The organism is Diaphorobacter aerolatus (assembly GCF_014489535.1).
Classification (GTDB): Bacteria; Pseudomonadota; Gammaproteobacteria; order Burkholderiales; family Burkholderiaceae_C; genus Diaphorobacter_A; species Diaphorobacter_A aerolatus.
Genome location: NZ_CP060783.1, coordinates 1,439,458 through 1,457,195, shown reverse-complemented (window position 1 = coordinate 1,457,195; position 17,738 = coordinate 1,439,458). Strand labels below are relative to the sequence as shown.

Below are 17,738 nucleotides of genomic sequence, written 5' to 3'. Positions count from 1 at the left end.
CACCCGCACCAATCGGCGCAGTGGCCCCCAGGCCCTGCGCCGATGGTTTTTTGGGGCGTGATTTACCCGTCTTGCCGTTGCCCCGTATTGCAGGCTTGCTGACACATAGCCTCAGCAAGGACAACGCTTCTGACCTATATTGAAGGGCTGAGAAAGTCGCTCACGGTGTCTGCACCCGCACAGGCATCTGCGCTTTTCCAAGGCCACTCATCTTTTTTCAGGAGCAAATGCATGAGCTATCCCAACACCCAACTCTTCATTGACGGCCAGTGGCGCGATGCCGCCGATGGCAAGTCGCTGGGAGTCTTCAACCCGTCGAATGGTCAGGAAATCGGTCGCGTCGCGCATGCGGGCAAGTCCGACATGGATGCGGCACTGGCATCGGCCCAAAAGGGCTTTGAAGTCTGGCGCGACATTCCCGCCTTCGAGCGCGCGAAAACCATGCGCCGCGCGGCAGCGCTGATGCGTGAGCGCGCCGATGTGATCGGCAACATGCTCACGCAGGAGCAGGGCAAGCCCTATGTGGAGGCGCGAGGCGAGGCGCTGGTCGCTGCCGACATCATCGAGTGGTTTGCCGACGAAGGCATGCGCGTCTATGGCCGTATCGTTCCGTCGCGCAACCTTGCGGTCCGCCAGCTCGTGGTGAAGGACCCGGTCGGCGTGGTCGCTGCATTCACGCCCTGGAATTTCCCGATCAATCAGGTCGTGCGCAAGCTCGGTGCGGCACTGGCGGCGGGCTGTGCCGTGATCGTCAAGGCACCGGAAGAAACACCTGCCAGTCCTGCGGCCTTGATCAAGGCATTTGCGGACGCGGGCGTGCCTGCGGGTGTCGTCAATCTGCTGTACGGCAACCCCGCCGAGATTTCGGGCTATCTGATCCCGCACCCCATCGTACGCAAGGTGACCTTCACCGGCTCCACGCCGGTGGGCAAGCAGCTCGCGGGCCTTGCGGGGCAGCACATGAAGCGCGTCACGATGGAGCTGGGTGGTCACGCTCCAGTGATCGTTTGCGATGATGCAGACATCGCGCTGGCGGTGAAATCCACGGCGGGTGCCAAGTTCCGCAATGCCGGGCAGGTCTGCATCTCGCCCACTCGCTTTCTGGTGCACGAAGACGTGCGTGCCGATTTCGTGGCGGCGCTCACCAAGTATGCGCAGGGCCTCAAGGTGGGCGATGGTCTGGCCGAAGGCACGCAGATGGGTCCGCTTGCGAATCCGCGCCGCCTGACCGCCATGGCCGAGTTCATGAGCGATGCGGTGGAAAACGGTGCCGAGCTGCTGACCGGCGGCGAGCGCATTGGAACGAGCGGCAACTTCTACGCACCGACGGTTCTGAACAACGTGCCGACCAAGGCGCGCATCTTCAATGACGAGCCGTTTGGTCCCGTGGCCGCCGTGCAGGGCTTCACCGACCTGAATGCCGCGATCGCGGAAGCCAACCGCCTCGCCTTCGGTCTCGCGGGCTATGCGTTCACCAGCTCGCTGAAGAACGCCCACTTGCTGTCGCAGCGTGTGGAGGTCGGCATGCTGTGGATCAACCAGCCCGCGACGCCATCCGCCGAACTGCCATTTGGTGGCATCAAGGATTCGGGTTACGGCTCGGAAGGCGGCCCGGAAGCACTGGAAGCCTGTTTGAACACGCGCGCGATCTCGATCACCAACGTCTGACCGCGGCGGGCACAAAACGACAACGGACCTTGCTTGCAAGGTCCGTTGTCGTTTCTGCATCCGAGGAACTCGCGGGAAAAAATCGCGCGAGCGTGACCGCTCAATCCATCAGGTCATCGAGGATCAGGCGACGCAGCGCGCCGAGTGGCAGATCGTCGAGTCGCGCGAACAGGTACAGCACCAGCGTTGGATCGAGTGGATGCGGCACCATGATTTCGTGATATTCGGAGTAGGTCGAAATCATCTCGCGCATCGCCTCGCCGCGTCGGGTCAGGTGGTTGATGTCACTGCTGACCGTCTCGGCCAGCACCTTGAGGATCGCGGCGTTGGGCGCATTGCTGGTGCGCGCCGCGAAAGTGTGCGCACGCGTGTCCAGCCAGCCGGCCCAGGCCGAGGTGTGGAGGCCGTGCATCAGGCGCTCGAGCATGTCCTTGAGCGCGGGCGCCGAGAGATCGGCAGGCCGTTCGGGGACCGAAGAATCTTTGGGCGCGGTATTTTTCTTCTTGCCTTGGGGTGGTGCCCGCCTGATTTCGGTTTCGGGCACCAGCGGCGCGATCATGGTGGGCTCGTGCGTTTCGGGATCGAGCATCAGATCGACGTCGGTGATGGGCTCCTGCGCTTGCTGCTGGTCGCTGCGTGGCCGTGGTGGCTCCATGGTGATGAGCTGTTCGTGAATCGCCTTCCACGTAGGGCCACCCATCAGCACCGAACCTCGGGTCTCCGTGGATTGCAGGCCCGCGTCGGCCACCATCTTATGCAGCATCTCCGACAGCGCGGTACTGCCGCCCGGCGTGACGAACAAGACATGTGGCTTGCAACGCTGGACCACTGGATGCGACAGCGCGCGTGCCACGAATTCGGTGTCCGTGCCCTGACCGCTGCGGCGCATCAGAAACACCATCAGCTCGATCTTTTCCAGCAGCGGCTGTGACAGCGTTGAGGCGAGCAGCCCCTCGCTGATGCCCACGATGCGCACCGGTCCTGCGGAGTCGCCCGCCACGTCGGCATAGTCGAGCGGGTAGCTGTCCGCATCCTTGCCGGTGTTGGAGACCTTGAGCGCGCAGGCCTGGGTGCCGAAGCGTTCCGAGAGATGGCTGAAGATCGGGTTGAACCACAGCACCGAGTTGCTGAAAATGGCGACCTGCCTTACAGGATGGGCGCTGGTGACCGAAGGGCTGGCGCGATTGGGCGTGAGGAAATAGCGGAACGGGTCGGCCGCGTTTCCCGCGTCGTCGTCCAGGAAGCGCCGGGTTTGCGCGAGCCGCTCTGCCGCATCGGCACGGTGTTTAGAGCCATGCGAGATCACCACGCTCCACTGCCCGTAGCTGCGCTCGGTGATCGGCCGTTCAAAGAGGATCGTGGGCGATTCCTGATCCAGAACGCGGCGATGCGCCCCACCAGGCTCTGCACCGCCGTATCGCTTCCCTCCAGCACGTGAAGGAAATAGCCATCCGAGATTGCAAGCAACCCCGTGAGTTCGTTGCGACGCGCAAATTCTTCGCTTGCCGTCAACAGACTGTCAGGGGGCAGGGCCACTTTGCCTTGGCGTGCTGCCTTGCCGAAATAGCAGACTACTTGCATGTATTTCCAAATAGATCACACAAAAGTAACGAAAATGTATTTACGTTACGCAAAGATACACCTAAAAACACCAAGGATTGTGATCTTTCTGTCGTTAATTTCTTTCGACAGGTCGATTAGGGTTGCTGCACCAATCGCTCCAACTGCCTGCATACAGCGCGGTTCTACCCAAACCGGCGATTTCCATCGCGATGAGGTTCGGCAGGGCGCTCACTCCGCTACCGCACTGATGCACGACTCCCGCACCGTCCCGGCCTTTCAGCAGCGCGTCAAACTCCTCGCGCAGTTGCGCCGCCGGTTTGAATTTACCGTCAGTTCCGATATTGGAGGTAAATGGACGATTGAGCGCACCGGGAATGTGTCCGGCCACCGGGTCCAGTGGTTCGACCTCGCCGCGATAGCGTGCGGCGGCCCGCGCGTCGATCACGGTCTGTTCCGGATTGCCGATGTTCTGCAGAACATCGTCGGCGTCGACGAGGCGAACCAGCGGCGGATTCAATTCAAAGTTTGACTGGAAATGATGGTTCGCCTCACCTGATTCGACGGCGTTGCCCGCCGCCTGCCAGGCCTGCAGTCCGCCGTCGAGCACGGCAACGGCGTCGTGTCCTGCCCACTTGAGCATCCACCAGAGGCGCCCGCAATAGTTCGCGCCGTTGCGGTCGTAGACGACGGCCTGCATGTCGTTGGAGAAGCCGATTTCACTCAACCAGGTGGCCAATCGTTCGCGATTGGGGAGCGGGTGGCGACCGCCGGACGCCGGTTGGTCCGCATCGCTGGCAAACAGGATGGTGCCGTCGGCACCGCGCACGCCGTGCTTGGCGCTCAGGTCGCGGTCCAGATCGGCGAAGACCGCACCGGGGATATGAAGGTCGAGATATTGAGACTCGCCGGAAGAAGAATTGGCAAGATCGAAAGTGCAGTCGAACACCATGAATGGTGCGCCGCTCTGCATGAGGCTCTGCAACTCGGGAACTTGAATCAGCGTGGTGTATGCCATATCGGGATCGTTGTCGGTATCGGAGCACAGGAATCTGCATGGAGCGGGCGCCGGCACCCACCGGTGGCGAACTCACTCCTGCTGCCTATGCACCATTTTGACGCAATCGGCGCCCATTGCGCACGCGTGGCGTGGAATGTGGCTGAAAGCCTTATCGTTCCTCGCTCGGCGCATCCGGCGCGCTGCGTGAGCGCAGCACGGTTGCGGCGATGCCACTGGTGATGATCAGGAACATGCCGAACCAGCCGATCAGCGGGATCTTGTCGCCGAAAAAGACCATGCCCGAGATCGCGCCGAAGATGATTCCCGAATACTGCAGATTGGCCACCACCAGGGTCTCGCGTGAGGTTCGCGCCTGCGCGTAGGCCTTGGTCAGGCACAGCTGCGCGATCGAGGCCAGCACGCCGATGGGAATGAGCCAGAGCGTATTCCAGTCGGCCCACGGCGAAATGCCCGTGATGAGCATGGCGGCGCCGCCCGCGAGCGCCGAGCCCGCCGCGAAATAGAAGACGGTCCGCGTTTCGGGCTCGCCCACGCGCGACAGCGCGACCACCTGCATGTAGGCGAATGCCGCCGCCATGCCGGACATCAGGCCGAGCATGCCCGCAAACGCCTGTTCATGATTGAGATTGGGGCGCAGCATGAGGATCACGCCGACGAAGCCGACGATGATGGTGGCGACCAGCGAGCCTTGCAGCGGCGGCTTGGGATTGGCGGGCGAGGGACGCCAGGTCCATAGCGCCGCGCCGACCAGAAACACCGCAACCCAGACGCTGCTCATGTAGTTGAGCGTCATCGCGGTGGCCAGCGGCAGGTGCGCAATCGCATAGAACCAGGCGCCGAGCGACGCCACGCCGATCAGGCTGCGCCAGGCATGCATGCCGGGGTAGCGGGTCTTGAGCGACAGACGCTGATGGCGCGCGAGCCAGACCATCATCATCATGCCGATCACACCGCGATAGAACACCATTTCAGCGGGGCTGAAATAGGGCGAGGCGGCCTTGATGCACACACCCATGCTGGCAAAGAAAAAGGCTGCCAGGACCATCCAGAGCGCATGCATGTGTGATCGATTCCAGAAACGGCGAGTCGGTGCGGCTGGTCGCCGGGGTCAGCGAGACCAGGCCATCACTCTCGGGAGAGCGCCGCACCCATCTTCGTGCGATACCACTCGTGAAAGTGCTGCATGCCGTCTTCCATGGGGCTCTGATACGGGCCGACTTCGTTGTCCCCGCGCTCGAGCAGTGCCTTGCGGCCCGCGTCCATGCGCTCGCCGATCTCGTCGTCCTCGATGGCGGTTTCCATGTATGCGGCCTTCTGCGCGGCCACGAATTCGGGCTCGAACGCGGCGATCTCCTCGGGGTAGTAGAACTCCACCATGTTCATGGTTTTCGTCGGGCTCACCGGATGCAGCGTCGAGACCGTGAGCACGTGCGGATACCACTCCACCATGATGTGCGGGTAGTAGGTCAGCCAGATCGCGCCACGCTCGGGCAGCTTGCCGTCACGGTAGTTGAGCAGCACCTCCTGCCAGATCCGGTAGACCTCGGATCCCGGCTTGCCGAAGGTGGGCGCGACGCCGACCGTCTGCACCGAGTACTCCTTGGCGAACTCCCACTTCAGGTCGTCGCAGGTCACGAAATTGCCGAGACCGGGGTGGAACGGGCCGACGTGGTAGTCCTCCAGATAGACTTCGATGAAGGTCTTCCAGTTGTAGTTGCACTCGTGCATTTCCACATGGCTGAGCACGAACCCGTCAAAGCTCAATTCGGCCAGCGGCCCCATCCCGGCGAGGTCGGCGCGCACGTCGCGGCCGTTGCTGGACTCGAACAGCAGGCCGTTCCATTCCTGGAGCGGGTAGTTGTTGAGATTCAGGCACGGGTCGTGCGAAAAATGCGGCGCGCCCAGCAGTTGACCGCCGGGGCTATAAGTCCAGCGATGCAGCGGACAGACGATGTTGCCGCCTGCGTGGCCCTTGTCGTTGCCCTGCAGCGAGCCACGACCTTTGAGCATGATGGCCTGCCGGTGCCGACAGACGTTGGAAATCAGTTCGACCTGACCCTGGGCGTTGCGCACGAGCGCGCGACCTTCGCCTTCCTGCGGAAGTGCGTAGTAATCACCCGGGTTGGGTACGGCGAGTTGGTGCCCCACATAGCGGGGACCTTGCTGGAAGATCGTCTCCAGCTCGCGCTTGAAAAGCGCCTCGTCAAAATAAGTGGAAACTGGAAGTTGGCTTGCGGCCTGCTGCAGTTGAAGACTTAAATCAGACATGGGTGACCTGACCTAAAGACTCCCCACAGGGAGGGTGCGCGTATGCGCTGACTGGAAAAAACGAAACCGGCCCAAGGCAGTTACCCAAAGCCGGTTCGATGCGGAAATGGGATTATAGGCGGTGGGGTTATTTCCGGGGTCACAGTAAGTGAATTGTCCGGATCGGGCCTTTGCAGGGCGACTATCGCTGGATGCGTGTCAGGCGAGTGATCGCCTTGGTGGGGCGGCACGGTGATCGTGATCCGGAACGGATTTCAGGCCAAACGCCACGCCCCAAAAGCACAGCGCCTAAAATGACCGGTTTTCAACCGTGCGTTCAGCGCCCTCCCCATCCATGCCCAAGGCACCTGCGGCCGCAGTCCCCAAGAACCCGCCAGCTATGAAGCAGCGCTGCAAGAACTCGAACAACTCATCGAGCAGATCGAGTCGGGTCAAATGCCGCTTGAGCAGATGCTGGCTGGCTACCAGCGTGGCGCGAGCCTGCTGACCTTCTGCCGTTCGCGGCTGGATGCGGTGCAGGAGCAGATCAAGGTGCTCGATGACGGCAAGCTACAGTCGTGGACGCAGGAGTGATGCAGCGATGGATTCCGTAGTGCAAGCCGCTGATTTCGATTTCAAGACGTGGCAAGCCACGCGCCTCGCCGAGGTGGAAGACTGTCTCTCGCGCTGGGTGAGCGCGGACGCGCCTGCGGGTCTGGGTGAGTCGATGCGCTATGCCGTGCTCGATGGCGGCAAGCGCCTGCGCCCGTTGCTCGTGCTCGCGGCGGCCGATGCCGTGCAGGGTCTGCGCGATGCGGCGCTGCGCGCGGCCTGTGCGGCGGAACTGATCCATGCGTATTCGCTCGTGCATGACGACATGCCCTGCATGGACAACGACGTGCTGCGCCGGGGCAAGCCGACGGTGCATGTCCGGTTTGGCGAGGCCGAGGCCCTGCTTGCCGGTGATGCGCTGCAAGCGCTCGCGTTTGAATTTCTGACGCCCGATGAAGGCGTGCCCCCGGCCATGCAGGCCACGTTGTGCCGTTTGCTGGCACGCGCCGCCGGTGCGGAGGGCATGGCGGGCGGGCAGGCCATCGATCTTGCGAGCGTGGGCAAGGCACTCACCGAAGACCAGTTGAGCCGCATGCATCGCCTGAAGACCGGAGCGCTGCTCCAGGCCTGCGTGATGATGGGCGCCGCGTGTGCCGACACCACGCCTGCGGCGCGCAAGGCCCTGCTGGAATATGGTGCGATCATTGGGCTCGCGTTTCAGGTGGTCGACGACATTCTCGACGTCGTGGCCGATTCGCAGACGCTGGGCAAGACCGCCGGCAAGGATGCCGCGAGCGACAAGCCGACCTATGTGTCGCTGCTGGGCCTCGAACGCGCGCAGCAGTTGGCCGAGGAGTTGCGCGCGAAGGCGCATGCAGCGCTCGCGCAGTCGGGCCTCGCCGATACACGCGCATTGACGGCACTGGCCGATGCACTGGTGCGCCGCAGCCATTGATGAACCGAATATAACGAGCAGATAACAGGCCGAATCAGCCCGTGCGTGCCACGCGGGTCGAGGCAGGCGAGAAGACCCCCACTATGTCCACGAACTCCTATCCCCTGTTGACGACCGTGAACGACCCGGCCGATCTGCGTCGGTTGTCGCGCGCGGAACTCAAGACGCTTGCCAATGAACTGCGGGCGTTCGTGCTGGAGAGCGTTTCCAGGACGGGCGGGCATCTGTCTTCCAACCTCGGCACGGTGGAACTGACGGTGGCGCTGCACAAGGTGTTCAACACGCCCGCCGACCGCATCGTCTGGGACGTGGGCCACCAGTCCTATCCGCACAAGATTCTCACGGGTCGCCGCGACCGCATGTCCACGCTGCGCCAGTTGGGTGGACTCGCGGGCTTTCCGAACCGCGCCGAGAGCGAATACGACACCTTCGGCACGGCGCATTCCAGCACCAGCATTTCCGCCGCGCTCGGCATGGCGCTCGCGGCGCGCCAGAAGGGCGAAAACCGCTTCGGTATTGCCGTGATCGGCGATGGTGCGATGACGGCGGGCATGGCGTTCGAGGCGCTGAACAACGCGGGCGTGGCCGACGCGAACCTGCTGGTCATCCTGAACGACAACGACATGAGCATCAGCCCGCCCGTCGGTGCGCTCAACCGTTATCTGGCGCAGTTGATGAGCGGCCAGTTCTACACCAAGGCGCGCGACGTCGGCAAGCAGGTGCTCAAGCCCGTGCCGCCTTTGCTCGAACTTGCCAAGCGTCTGGAGCAGCAGGCCAAGGGCATGGTGGTTCCCGCCACGCTGTTCGAGAAGTTCGGATTCAACTACATCGGCCCGATCGATGGTCATGATCTCGACTCGTTGATCCCGACACTTGAAAACATCAAGAGCCTCAAAGGCCCGCAGTTCCTGCACGTCGTCACCAAAAAAGGCCAGGGCTACAAGCTCGCCGAGGCCGACCCGGTGGCCTACCACGGCCCGGGCAAATTCGATCCGGCAGTGGGCCTGGTCAAACCGGCCACGCCGCCCAGGCAGACCTTCACCCAGGTGTTCGGCCAATGGCTGTGCGACATGGCGGCCAAGGATGAGCGCCTCGTGGGCATCACGCCGGCGATGCGTGAAGGCTCGGGCATGGTTGAGTTCGAACGCAAATTTCCCACGCGTTATTACGACGTCGGCATTGCCGAGCAGCACGCGGTGACCTTCGCGGGCGGCATGGCCTGTGAGGGCGTCAAGCCCGTGGTCGCGATTTATTCGACCTTCCTGCAACGCGCCTACGACCAGTTGATTCACGACGTGGCGCTGCAGAACCTGCCGGTGGTGTTCGCGCTGGATCGCGCGGGGCTCGTCGGTGCGGATGGCGCGACGCATGCGGGCGCGTACGACATCTCGTTCGTGCGCTGCGTTCCCAACATGAGCATGGCGTGCCCCGCCGACGAACGTGAATTGCGGCAACTGCTCACCACAGCGTATGAGCAGGACCATCCGGTCGCGGTGCGTTATCCGCGCGGCTCGGGCGTTGGCGTGGCGCCGCTCGCCGAGCTGGATGGCCTGCCGTTTGGCAAGGGCGAAGTGCGCCGCGAGGGCAAGCGGCGGCTAGCGATTCTGGCATTCGGCAGCCTGCTGTATCCGGCGCTCGAGGCGGCCGAGGCGCTCGATGCGAGCGTCGTCAACATGCGCTGGGCCAAGCCGATCGATACCGAATTGCTGTTGCGAATCGCCGCCTCCCATGACGAACTGGTCACCGTGGAAGAGGGCAGCATCATGGGCGGCGCGGGCAGTGCCGTGACCGAGGCGCTCAACGCCGCAGGCGTGCTGCGCCCGGTGCTGCAACTGGGCCTGCCCGACGTGTTCATCGAGCATGGCGACCCGGCCAAGCTGCTGTCGCTGCAGGGGCTGGATGCGCAAGGTATTCAGGCATCCATAGAGAAGCGTTTCGGCGCGCGCCAGGCGTCGTCCAAGGTGGCCTGAGCCACGAGCTTTCCTCCTCAAGGCCCGCAGGCTGAACCGGCTGCGGGCTTTTTTGCGTGCGCTCCATGTCATGCCCTGAATGGGTGGGGCCCAAGTACCACACGCAGGGGAAAACCCGCTGCGGAGTTGCATGACAATTTTTTTAGAATCGGCGCACGCATATCACGTCAGCAATCGTCTACATTGGTCGAGCGCAATACGTGATGTGACTATGACCAGTCATCACGTTGTTGACCTTATCAACGCAACTACACAGTTCGGAGAGAAATCCATGGATCGTCGTTCCATCATCAAGCAGGCCGGTATCGCTGGCGTGCTCGCAGCGGGTGTTGCCCCCGCCGTCCACGCGCAGGCCGCCGTGCGCTGGCGTCTGGCATCGAGCTTTCCCAAATCGCTGGACACGATCTTCGGCAGCGCGGAAAAGATGGCTGCCGTCGCCAAGGCCATGTCGGGCGGAAAGTTTGAAATTTCCGTTCACCCTGCTGGCGAACTGATGCCCGCCTTCGGCGTGGTGGATGCGCTGCAGGCCGACACCATCGACATGGCCGAGTCGGCTGCCTACTACTTCACCGGCAAGGATCCGATCTTCGCGTTCAGCTGTGCGGTGCCCTTCGGCCTGACCACGCTGCAGATGAACGCCTGGAAGGACCACGGCAATGGCCGCAAGCTGCTGGATGCGTTCTTCGAGAAGTACAACTTCCGCACCTTCAGCGCTGGCAACACCACCACCCAGATGGGCGGCTGGTATCGCAAGGAAATCAAGGGCGTGGCCGACCTCAAGGGCCTGAAGATGCGCCTGGGCGGCGGTGTGTTCGGCGAGGCGATGGCCAAGCTGGGCGTGGTCGGTCAGAACATGCCTGCCGGTGACGTCTACCAGGCTCTGGAAAAGGGCACGCTCGACGCCGTGGAATTCGTCGGTCCTTACGACGATGAAAAGCTCGGCTTCAACAAGGTCGCTCCCTACTACTACTACCCCGGCTGGTGGGAAGGCTCCGCCGATCTGGAGTTCTTCGTCAACCGCAAGAAGTTCGACGCTTTGTCGCCGGAAAACAAGGCCATCCTCGAAGCCGCAACCCGCTGGGCTGCGGCGGACATGACCGCCAAGTACCAGACCGTGAACCCGATCGCCATCAAGCGCCTCGTGGCCAACAAGACCCAGTTGAAGGCATTCCCGAAGGCCGTGATGGACGCAGGCTTCAAGGCCTCGATGGAAGTGTTTGCCGAGCACGAAGGCAAGTCGCCCGAGTTCAAGAAGATCCACCAGGACATGCGCGCCTTCCAGCGCGACCAGATCTTGTGGAACCGTTTCTCGGAGTTCCCGTTCAACCAGTACATGAACTCGGTGAAGATCTGATTGGCCTTCAGCACACATCTGACTTCAACAAAAACGCGGCTTAGGCCGCGTTTTTTTGTTGGGATGATCATTGTTGTTCGGCGCCCATCCGTTTGGCTTGGGCAAACAAAAAGCCGGGCAGCGTGCGCTGTCCGGCTTTGTTGGAAGAGTGGGCCTGATTGACCGGATACCTTATTTGGCCTGGCTTGCACCCGCCGCGTCCTGCAAGGCTTTCATGGGATCGTCGGAGCCGTAACCGCCGTCGGCAGGAGCCGCAGAAGGCTCGCCAGCGGCTGGTTCGGCTGTTGGGTCGGAGGCATCGGGCGCCGGGCTTTCGGCGGGCTCGCTGGCGGGTGTCGGCTCGTCGCTGCCATAGCCCTCGTTGTTGTCGAGTTGCTGCAGCATCTCCGTGCCGACGGCATTCATGTCGACCTTTTCGACCTTGTCGAGCGCTCCCGTCACGATGCCCGGGAACGCGATCAGCACGCCCACCATGATCAACTGGATCAGCACGAAGGGAATCGCGCCCTTGTAGATCTGCATCGTGGTGACGGGCTGGATGACCTTGTGCGTGATGCGATCCACATAAGGCTTGTCCGGTGCGACGGAGCGCAGGAAAAACAGCGCGAAGCCGAACGGTGGGTGCATGAACGAGGTCTGCATGTTCACCGCCAGCAGCACGCCGAACCAGATCAGGTCGATGCCCATCTTGTCGGCCACCGGGCCGAGCAGCGGCACGACGATGAACGACAGCTCGAAGTAGTCGAGGAAGAAGGCCAGGAAGAAGATCATGAGGTTCACCACGATCAGGAAGCCGATCTGGCCGCCGGGCAGCCCGGTCAGCAGATGCTCGACCCACTTGGGGCCGTCGGCCGCCTGGAACACCAGGCTGAACGTGGTTGCGCCGATCATGATGAACATGACGAAGCTCGCGAGCTTGGTGGTCGATGCCAACGCCTGCTTGAGCAGCTTCATGTTGAGGCGCTTGCGCGCGAAGCCCATGACGAGTGCCGCCATCGCGCCCATCGCGCCGCCTTCTGTCGGTGTTGCGATGCCAAGGAAAATCGTGCCGAGCACGAGGAAGATCAGCAGCAGCGGAGGGATCAGCACGAAGGTCACGCGTTCGGCCAGTTTGGAGAGCAGGCCGAGCTTGAAGACCTTGTTCAGGCTCGCGATCACGAACGCTATGAAGGTGCCTCCGCACATCGCGGTGACGACCTTCTCGTCGGTCGGAACGTCCAGCACTTCCTTGCCTTGCCACCAGGTGTGCACGTCGGCCATGTGGGATGCGAGGAAAATCGCCACGCCCGTCGAGACCAGCATCACCACGGCAAGCGAGGTGTAGCCTGCGTTGCCATTTTCTTCGCGGTAGATGCGGGCCTCGGGTGGCAGTGCTGGCACGGCCTGCGGCTTGAAGATGGCGAGAATCACCACCCACAGCACATACATGCCCATCAGCATGAAGCCGGGAATGAACGCGCCCTTGTACATGTCGCCAACGCTCTTGCCGAGTTGGTCGGCCATCAGGATCAGGACGAGCGATGGTGGAATGATCTGCGCGAGCGTTCCCGATGCGGCAATCACGCCAGCGGACAGCGGACGGTCATAACCGTAGCGCAGCATGATGGGCAGCGAGATCAGACCCATCGAGATCACCGAAGCGGCGACCACGCCGGTGGTCGCCGCGAGCAAGGCACCGACGAAGATCACGGCGAGCGCGAGGCCGCCGCGCAGCGGGCCGAACACCTGGCCCACCGTGTCGAGCAGGTCCTCGGCCATGCCGCTTCGCTCCATGATCAGGCCCATGAGCGTGAAGAACGGCACGGCCAGCAAGGTGTCGTTGGCCATGATGCCGATGAGGCGCTGCGGCAGCCATGCCATCACCGAGGAGGGGAACACGCCGAGTTCGATACCCAGAAAACCGAAGGCAAGGCCGGCGGCGCCGAGGCTGAATGCCACCGGGAAACCCAGCAGCAGAAACGCGATCAACCCCGCAAACATGATCGGGGCGTAGTTCGTTGTAATGAATTCCATTCGTCAGACTCCCGCTGTCGTTATCGTTTTGCAGGAGCCGCCATGGCGGCCGCGGCTTCGGCTTCCTTGCGCTCGGCCTCGGCGCGCAGCGCCTCGGCAAGCTCCTCTTCGGCGCTCTTGTCGGAGAGCTTGCCCATCGGATCGGGGCCGTCGCCGGTCAGGAAGGCAATGCGCTTGATGAGTTCGGAGATGCCCTGCAGCAGCAGCAGGGTGATGCCGACCGGGATCGCGGCCCACACGGGCCAGCGGATCAGGCCGCCCGGGTTGCCCGACATTTCGCCCGAGTTGTACATCTGCATGACCACCGGCCAGCTCAGGTACAGAATCGTGAGGCACAGTGGCGTGAGGAAAAAGGCGAAGCCGATGATGTCGATCCAGACTTGGGTCTTCTTGGACAGGCGGCTGTTGATCACGTCGATGCGCACATGCTCGCGATGCAGCAGCGTGTAGCCGGCGGCGATCAAAAATGACCAGGCGAAGAGATACCACTGGACTTCGAGAAAGCCGTTCGAACTGTAGTCGAAGACTTTCCGGACGACCGCGTTCACGGCACTCACGAAGGTTGCGGCAAAGATCAGCCAGATCGAGTATTTGCCGATGAAGGCGTTGAGCCGGTCGATGGCTCGGGATAGGGCAAGTAAAGCCTGCATTTGTTCTCCGGGAAAGGCTTGGGCGTCGAGCACGGACATTCCTCCTCGATCAGAGGTGCGGATGACCGGGTCACGCGGATCGCAATTGTAGTGAGCAGTCTAGGTGCTGGGGTGACGGGACATGACAGTGCATTCCCCTAGGTAGTTCTGCACAGAACACCGGACATCGTCTGTCAGTGACGCAACGGCTTCGGCTTGCCCAATGCCCTGAAATATTTGGGTCAATCCAGCAGCAGCACGGCCTTGATGTGTGCATGAACCGTATCGCCGACCGCAAGCGCAAGCTGCCGGCAGGAGCGGCTCGTGATGCGCGCGAGCAGCGTGACGCCCGATGCGTCGAGGCTCACCAGCACCTGCCCCGGGCCTTCCGGCGTGATCGCGCTGATGCGCGCCGTCAGTGAATTGAGTACGCTGCTGTCTTGCAGTGGCGCTCGCGAAAGGCTCACCTCGCGGGCCATCACGCGCAGCGTCAGGGTTTCGCCGATGGCGTGCGGTCGTGCGGTCGGCAGGTGCAGCAGCCCGGCGGCGCTCTCGAGCGTGAGCAACTGGTCCGCCGGGTCGTGGCTCAGCACCGCAGCGCGGATCAGCGCGCTCGCGGTGTCTCCATGCGCGAGCGGCAGGTCGAGGCGCGACATCAGGGATTGCGTCGCACCGTTTGCGATGACCCGGCCCGCGTCCATCAACACCATGTGCGTGGCCAGTCGCGCAACCTCGTCCGGGGAGTGGCTCACGTAGATCACCGGAATGTCGAGCGACCGATGCAGGCGGTCGAGATAGGGCAGGACCTCGAGCTTGCGCTGGGCGTCGAGCGCGGCCAGTGGCTCGTCCATCAGCAGCAGTTGCGGGCTGGCCGCCAGCGCGCGGGCAATCGCCACGCGCTGGCGCTCACCGCCCGAGAGCGTGTCGGGGCGGCGGTCCATCAGCGCCGCGATGCCGAGCAGTTCCACGGCCTGCTCGAGCGCCACCTTGCGTTCGGGCGCGGGGGTGCGGCGCATGCCGTACTCGATGTTCTGCCGCACGCTCAGGTGTGGAAACAGGCTGGCTTCCTGAAACACATAGCCGAGTCGGCGTTTGTGCGTGGGCATCCAGAGGCCGCGCGCGTCGTCCTGCCAGGCCTCGTCGTTCACGCGCATGCTGCCCTGCGCGCGCTCAAGACCGGCCATGGCGCGCAGGCACGTAGTCTTGCCGCAGCCTGACGGGCCGAACAGCGCGGTCACGCCATGGCCCGGCAAATCCAGATCGACGTCCAGGCCGAAATTAGCGCGCGCCAGTTGAAACCGTGCCCGAAGACGCCGTTCGTTGGAGGCGGGGGTGTCGTGGCTGTTCATGAGCGCGGCTGCGGGCGTTGCAACAGATGAATCGACAGCAGCACGATGAACGAGAACACCAGCATGCCGGCCGCAAGCCAGTGGGCCTGCGCGTATTCCAGTGCCTCGACGTGGTCGTAGATCTGCACGGAAACCACCCGCGTCTGGCCCGGGATGTTGCCGCCGAGCATCAGCACCACGCCGAATTCACCGACGGTATGCGCGAACGTCATGACCGCCGCCGTGAGAAAACCGGTGCGTGCCATCGGAAAGGCGACGCTGAAAAAGCGGTCGAGCGGCGCGGCGCCCAGCGTGGCAGCGACTTCCATAGGGCGACGGCCCAGCGCCTCGAATGCGCGTTGCAGCGGTTGAACGGCAAACGGCAGGGAGTAGATGAGCGAGCCGATCAACAGGCCGTTGAAGCTGAATGGCAGCAGCTTCATGCCCATCGATTGCATGGTCTGACCGACAAAGCCCTGCGGTCCCAGCAGGATCAGCAGGTAGAAGCCGATCACCGTGGGCGGCAGCACCAGCGGCAACGCGACCACGGCCGAGATCGGCGAGCGCAGCGGTGATCGGGTGTGTGCGAGCCACCACGCCAGCGGGGTGCACAGAACGAGCAGCAGCAGGGTGGTGAGTCCGGCGAGCCGCAGCGTGAGCAGCACGGCTTGCCAGTTTTCGGCGGTGAAATGCATTACTGGTTCATCGCGAGAGAGGGCGGGGCGCAGTCAGGGCTGCCGCGCAGTATCCACCATCGGGTTCATTCGGCGCCTGGGCTCCCGATTCAGAAGCCGTAGCCGTAGGTCTTGATGACCGCGCGCGCCTCGTCGCTTTTCAGGAATTGAAGCAAGGCCTTGGCCGTCGCGTTGTCTGCGCCCTTGTTGAGCAGGATGGCATCCTGGCGAATCGGCTCGTGCATGGTCTCCGGCACGATCCAGTACGAGCCCTTGCTCACCTTGCCGTCCATCATCACCTGCGACAGCGCGACGAAGCCCAGCGCCGCATTGCCGGTGGCGACGAACTGGAAGGTCTGGCCGATGTTCTCGCCGGTCACGATGCGCGGCGTGATGCGTTCGGTGAGCCTGAGCTTGTCCAGCGTCTCCATGGCGGCCGCGCCGTAGGGTGCGAGCTTGGGGTTGGCGATGGAGATGTGGGTGAAGTCGCTGCCGAGCACCTTGCCCTCGCCATCCACATAGTTGTCACGCGGGCTCCAGAGCACCAGCTTGCCGACGGCATAGGTGTAGCGCGTATCCTTGACGGCCTTGTCTTCCTTTTCGAGCTTCTCGGGGTCGTGTCGTCGGCTGCGAGCAGCACGTCGAATGGCGCACCGTTGACGATCTGCGCGTAGAACTTGCCGGTCGCGCCAGTCGAGACCACCACCTTGTCGCCACTTTGCTTCTCGAACATCGCGGCGAGCTTGTGCATGGGCGCGGTGAAATTGGCGGCTACCGCCACCGCGACCTCACCGGCATGCGCCGCAGGCAGCAGGGCCAGCGCCAGCGCGGCAGGCGCAGCAACAATCCTGAGGGAGAAGGTGGTGCGCGTGCGCTCGGTCGTCATGCTGAATCCTTGATCGTTATTCCATTGTTGAATAGCGGTAAGTATATGCAAGACGCGGCATGATGTCTGCCATGCAACGAAAACCACGTGAGCCCTCGTTCGTCGAAGCACTCGGTCATGTGCAGACCGACCGGCGCATCGACATCCTGCGCCAGATCGACGAGCTGGGCTCGATCTCCAAGGCCGCGCGCGCCGTGGGCGTGAGCTACAAGGCCGCCTGGCAGGCCGTGGACACGCTGACCAATCTTTCGGGCGTGGCGCTGCTTGCGCGCGCGGTTGGCGGGCGTGGTGGTGGCGGGCGGTGCTGACCGAGGCCGGCAGGCAGTTGCTGAGCGCCGCGCATGCGCTTCAGTCGGCGCGCGCGAGTGCCGTGCAGAACATGCAGCCGCACACCGATCTGCCCGCGGGTACCGCTGCGCGGCTGGCCATTCGCACCAGCATGCGCAACCAATGGCCCTGCGTCGTGACCGGCATCGAGGTGCAGGGGCATCTGGTGCGCGTGCACCTGCGCGCCGAGGCGTCCGAAGCCTTCCGGGTGCGTTCGCGCATCACGCTGGAAAGCGCGGAATTACTGGGATTGCGCACGGGTATTCGCGTGCAAGCCTTGTGTAAGGCAACCGCCGTACGCGCAGTTCGTGACAGTAAAGACACAGCCGTCGATGCCGACGGTTTCAATGCCTGGAATGGTTCCGTCACGCGCATTTCGCGTGGCTCGCTCGGCGACGAGATCACCGCAGCGCTGGGCGCGACCTTGCAGATTGTGGGTTTTTCGGCGCCGGGCGAGGGGCTGCGTGTGCGCTCCCGTGTGGTATTGAAGGTGGATGAGTCTGCCATCGTGTTGGCGCTTGATTGAGGCGCGAATGCCCACTCCTGCACCGGAT

General features: G+C 63.1%; 16 protein-coding genes and 2 pseudogenes. 8 read left to right on the top strand and 10 right to left on the bottom strand.

What is annotated here, in order from left to right; translation table 11 throughout:
• Positions 1 to 231: 231 nt before the first annotated feature.
• A complete protein-coding gene (locus tag H9K75_RS06780) occupies positions 232 to 1,668 on the top strand; it encodes an NAD-dependent succinate-semialdehyde dehydrogenase (protein WP_187725193.1) in 1,437 nt (478 codons plus the stop codon).
• A 100-nt stretch (positions 1,669 to 1,768) separates the two neighbouring features.
• On the opposite strand, the gene H9K75_RS06775 is transcribed toward H9K75_RS06780, so the two are convergent.
• From H9K75_RS06775 to H9K75_RS06755, 5 genes are all read right to left on the bottom strand, one after another.
• Positions 1,769 to 2,977, bottom strand: a complete 1,209-nt coding sequence (locus H9K75_RS06775; protein ID WP_187725192.1) for a hypothetical protein — start codon at positions 2,975 to 2,977, stop codon at positions 1,769 to 1,771.
• A complete protein-coding gene (locus H9K75_RS06770) occupies positions 2,971 to 3,249 on the bottom strand; it encodes a BLUF domain-containing protein (protein ID WP_187725190.1) in 279 nt (92 codons plus the stop codon). The genes H9K75_RS06775 and H9K75_RS06770 overlap by 7 nt, the downstream gene beginning before the upstream one ends.
• Positions 3,250 to 3,343: 94 nt before the next feature.
• Positions 3,344 to 4,246 (bottom strand): sulfurtransferase, encoded by a 903-nt coding sequence (locus H9K75_RS06765; RefSeq protein ID WP_187725189.1) that lies wholly within the window; start codon positions 4,244 to 4,246, stop codon positions 3,344 to 3,346.
• Between the two features lie 151 nt (positions 4,247 to 4,397).
• Positions 4,398 to 5,309 (bottom strand): DMT family transporter, encoded by a 912-nt coding sequence (locus H9K75_RS06760; protein WP_187725188.1) that lies wholly within the window; start codon positions 5,307 to 5,309, stop codon positions 4,398 to 4,400.
• A 65-nt stretch (positions 5,310 to 5,374) separates the two neighbouring features.
• Positions 5,375 to 6,517 (bottom strand): aromatic ring-hydroxylating oxygenase subunit alpha, encoded by a 1,143-nt coding sequence (locus H9K75_RS06755; RefSeq protein WP_187725186.1) that lies wholly within the window; start codon positions 6,515 to 6,517, stop codon positions 5,375 to 5,377.
• Positions 6,518 to 6,851: 334 nt separating this feature from the next.
• Between H9K75_RS06755 and xseB the strand changes: the two are divergent.
• The 4 genes and pseudogenes from xseB to H9K75_RS06735 all read left to right on the top strand — a co-directional run bounded on the left by xseB (position 6,852) and on the right by H9K75_RS06735 (position 11,327).
• A pseudogene (gene xseB / locus H9K75_RS25035) lies at positions 6,852 to 7,090 on the top strand (exodeoxyribonuclease VII small subunit).
• 7 nt (positions 7,091 to 7,097) lie between these two features.
• A complete protein-coding gene (locus tag H9K75_RS06745; RefSeq protein ID WP_187725185.1) occupies positions 7,098 to 8,003 on the top strand; it encodes a polyprenyl synthetase family protein in 906 nt (301 codons plus the stop codon).
• 83 nt (positions 8,004 to 8,086) lie between these two features.
• The gene (gene dxs, locus H9K75_RS06740) at positions 8,087 to 9,973 is read left to right on the top strand and encodes a 1-deoxy-D-xylulose-5-phosphate synthase (RefSeq protein WP_187725184.1); all 1,887 of its coding nucleotides are present in this window, start codon (positions 8,087 to 8,089) and stop codon (positions 9,971 to 9,973) included.
• 271 nt (positions 9,974 to 10,244) lie between these two features.
• A complete protein-coding gene (locus H9K75_RS06735) occupies positions 10,245 to 11,327 on the top strand; it encodes a TRAP transporter substrate-binding protein (protein WP_187725183.1) in 1,083 nt (360 codons plus the stop codon).
• Positions 11,328 to 11,498: 171 nt separating this feature from the next.
• Here H9K75_RS06735 and H9K75_RS06730 read toward each other — a convergent pair whose 3' ends face one another.
• The 5 genes and pseudogenes from H9K75_RS06730 to modA all read right to left on the bottom strand — a co-directional run bounded on the left by H9K75_RS06730 (position 11,499) and on the right by modA (position 16,782).
• A complete protein-coding gene (locus tag H9K75_RS06730; RefSeq protein ID WP_187725182.1) occupies positions 11,499 to 13,340 on the bottom strand; it encodes a TRAP transporter large permease in 1,842 nt (613 codons plus the stop codon).
• A gap of 20 nt (positions 13,341 to 13,360) precedes the next feature.
• Positions 13,361 to 13,990 (bottom strand): TRAP transporter small permease subunit, encoded by a 630-nt coding sequence (locus tag H9K75_RS06725; RefSeq protein ID WP_187725942.1) that lies wholly within the window; start codon positions 13,988 to 13,990, stop codon positions 13,361 to 13,363.
• A 221-nt stretch (positions 13,991 to 14,211) separates the two neighbouring features.
• The gene (gene modC, locus H9K75_RS06720; protein WP_187725181.1) at positions 14,212 to 15,318 is read right to left on the bottom strand and encodes a molybdenum ABC transporter ATP-binding protein; all 1,107 of its coding nucleotides are present in this window, start codon (positions 15,316 to 15,318) and stop codon (positions 14,212 to 14,214) included.
• Complete coding sequence (modB, locus tag H9K75_RS06715; RefSeq protein ID WP_187725180.1) at positions 15,315 to 15,992, bottom strand: molybdate ABC transporter permease subunit; 678 nt, start codon at positions 15,990 to 15,992, stop codon at positions 15,315 to 15,317. Before modB ends, modC begins: the two co-directional genes overlap by 4 nt.
• Positions 15,993 to 16,081: 89 nt before the next feature.
• Positions 16,082 to 16,782: pseudogene (gene modA / locus H9K75_RS06710) on the bottom strand (molybdate ABC transporter substrate-binding protein).
• Between modA and H9K75_RS23655 the strand changes: the two are divergent.
• From H9K75_RS23655 to H9K75_RS06705, 3 genes are read left to right on the top strand one after another with little or no spacing between them, the layout of a single operon-like run.
• The gene (locus H9K75_RS23655; protein ID WP_226858801.1) at positions 16,690 to 16,920 is read left to right on the top strand and encodes a hypothetical protein; all 231 of its coding nucleotides are present in this window, start codon (positions 16,690 to 16,692) and stop codon (positions 16,918 to 16,920) included. The pseudogene modA and the gene H9K75_RS23655 overlap by 93 nt on opposite strands.
• A gap of 8 nt (positions 16,921 to 16,928) precedes the next feature.
• Complete coding sequence (locus H9K75_RS25030) at positions 16,929 to 17,165, top strand: winged helix-turn-helix domain-containing protein (protein WP_319016885.1); 237 nt, start codon at positions 16,929 to 16,931, stop codon at positions 17,163 to 17,165.
• Positions 17,159 to 17,710, top strand: a complete 552-nt coding sequence (locus H9K75_RS06705) for a TOBE domain-containing protein (RefSeq protein ID WP_319016884.1) — start codon at positions 17,159 to 17,161, stop codon at positions 17,708 to 17,710. Before H9K75_RS25030 ends, H9K75_RS06705 begins: the two co-directional genes overlap by 7 nt.
• The last annotated feature ends 28 nt before the right edge of the window (positions 17,711 to 17,738 follow it).

Coding starts and splice junctions, on each gene's coding strand:
- H9K75_RS06755 (WP_187725186.1), bottom strand. CDS start 6,517: ATGTCTGATTTAAGTCTTCAACTGCAGCAGGCCGCAAGCCAACTTCCA.
- H9K75_RS06745 (WP_187725185.1), top strand. CDS start 7,098: ATGGATTCCGTAGTGCAAGCCGCTGATTTCGATTTCAAGACGTGGCAA.
- H9K75_RS06730 (WP_187725182.1), bottom strand. CDS start 13,340: ATGGAATTCATTACAACGAACTACGCCCCGATCATGTTTGCGGGGTTG.
- H9K75_RS06770 (WP_187725190.1), bottom strand. CDS start 3,249: ATGCAAGTAGTCTGCTATTTCGGCAAGGCAGCACGCCAAGGCAAAGTG.
- H9K75_RS06735 (WP_187725183.1), top strand. CDS start 10,245: ATGGATCGTCGTTCCATCATCAAGCAGGCCGGTATCGCTGGCGTGCTC.
- modC (WP_187725181.1), bottom strand. CDS start 15,318: ATGAACAGCCACGACACCCCCGCCTCCAACGAACGGCGTCTTCGGGCA.
- H9K75_RS06780 (WP_187725193.1), top strand. CDS start 232: ATGAGCTATCCCAACACCCAACTCTTCATTGACGGCCAGTGGCGCGAT.
- H9K75_RS25030 (WP_319016885.1), top strand. CDS start 16,929: ATGCAACGAAAACCACGTGAGCCCTCGTTCGTCGAAGCACTCGGTCAT.
- H9K75_RS06760 (WP_187725188.1), bottom strand. CDS start 5,309: ATGCATGCGCTCTGGATGGTCCTGGCAGCCTTTTTCTTTGCCAGCATG.
- dxs (WP_187725184.1), top strand. CDS start 8,087: ATGTCCACGAACTCCTATCCCCTGTTGACGACCGTGAACGACCCGGCC.
- H9K75_RS06765 (WP_187725189.1), bottom strand. CDS start 4,246: ATGGCATACACCACGCTGATTCAAGTTCCCGAGTTGCAGAGCCTCATG.
- modB (WP_187725180.1), bottom strand. CDS start 15,992: ATGCATTTCACCGCCGAAAACTGGCAAGCCGTGCTGCTCACGCTGCGG.
- H9K75_RS06725 (WP_187725942.1), bottom strand. CDS start 13,990: ATGCAGGCTTTACTTGCCCTATCCCGAGCCATCGACCGGCTCAACGCC.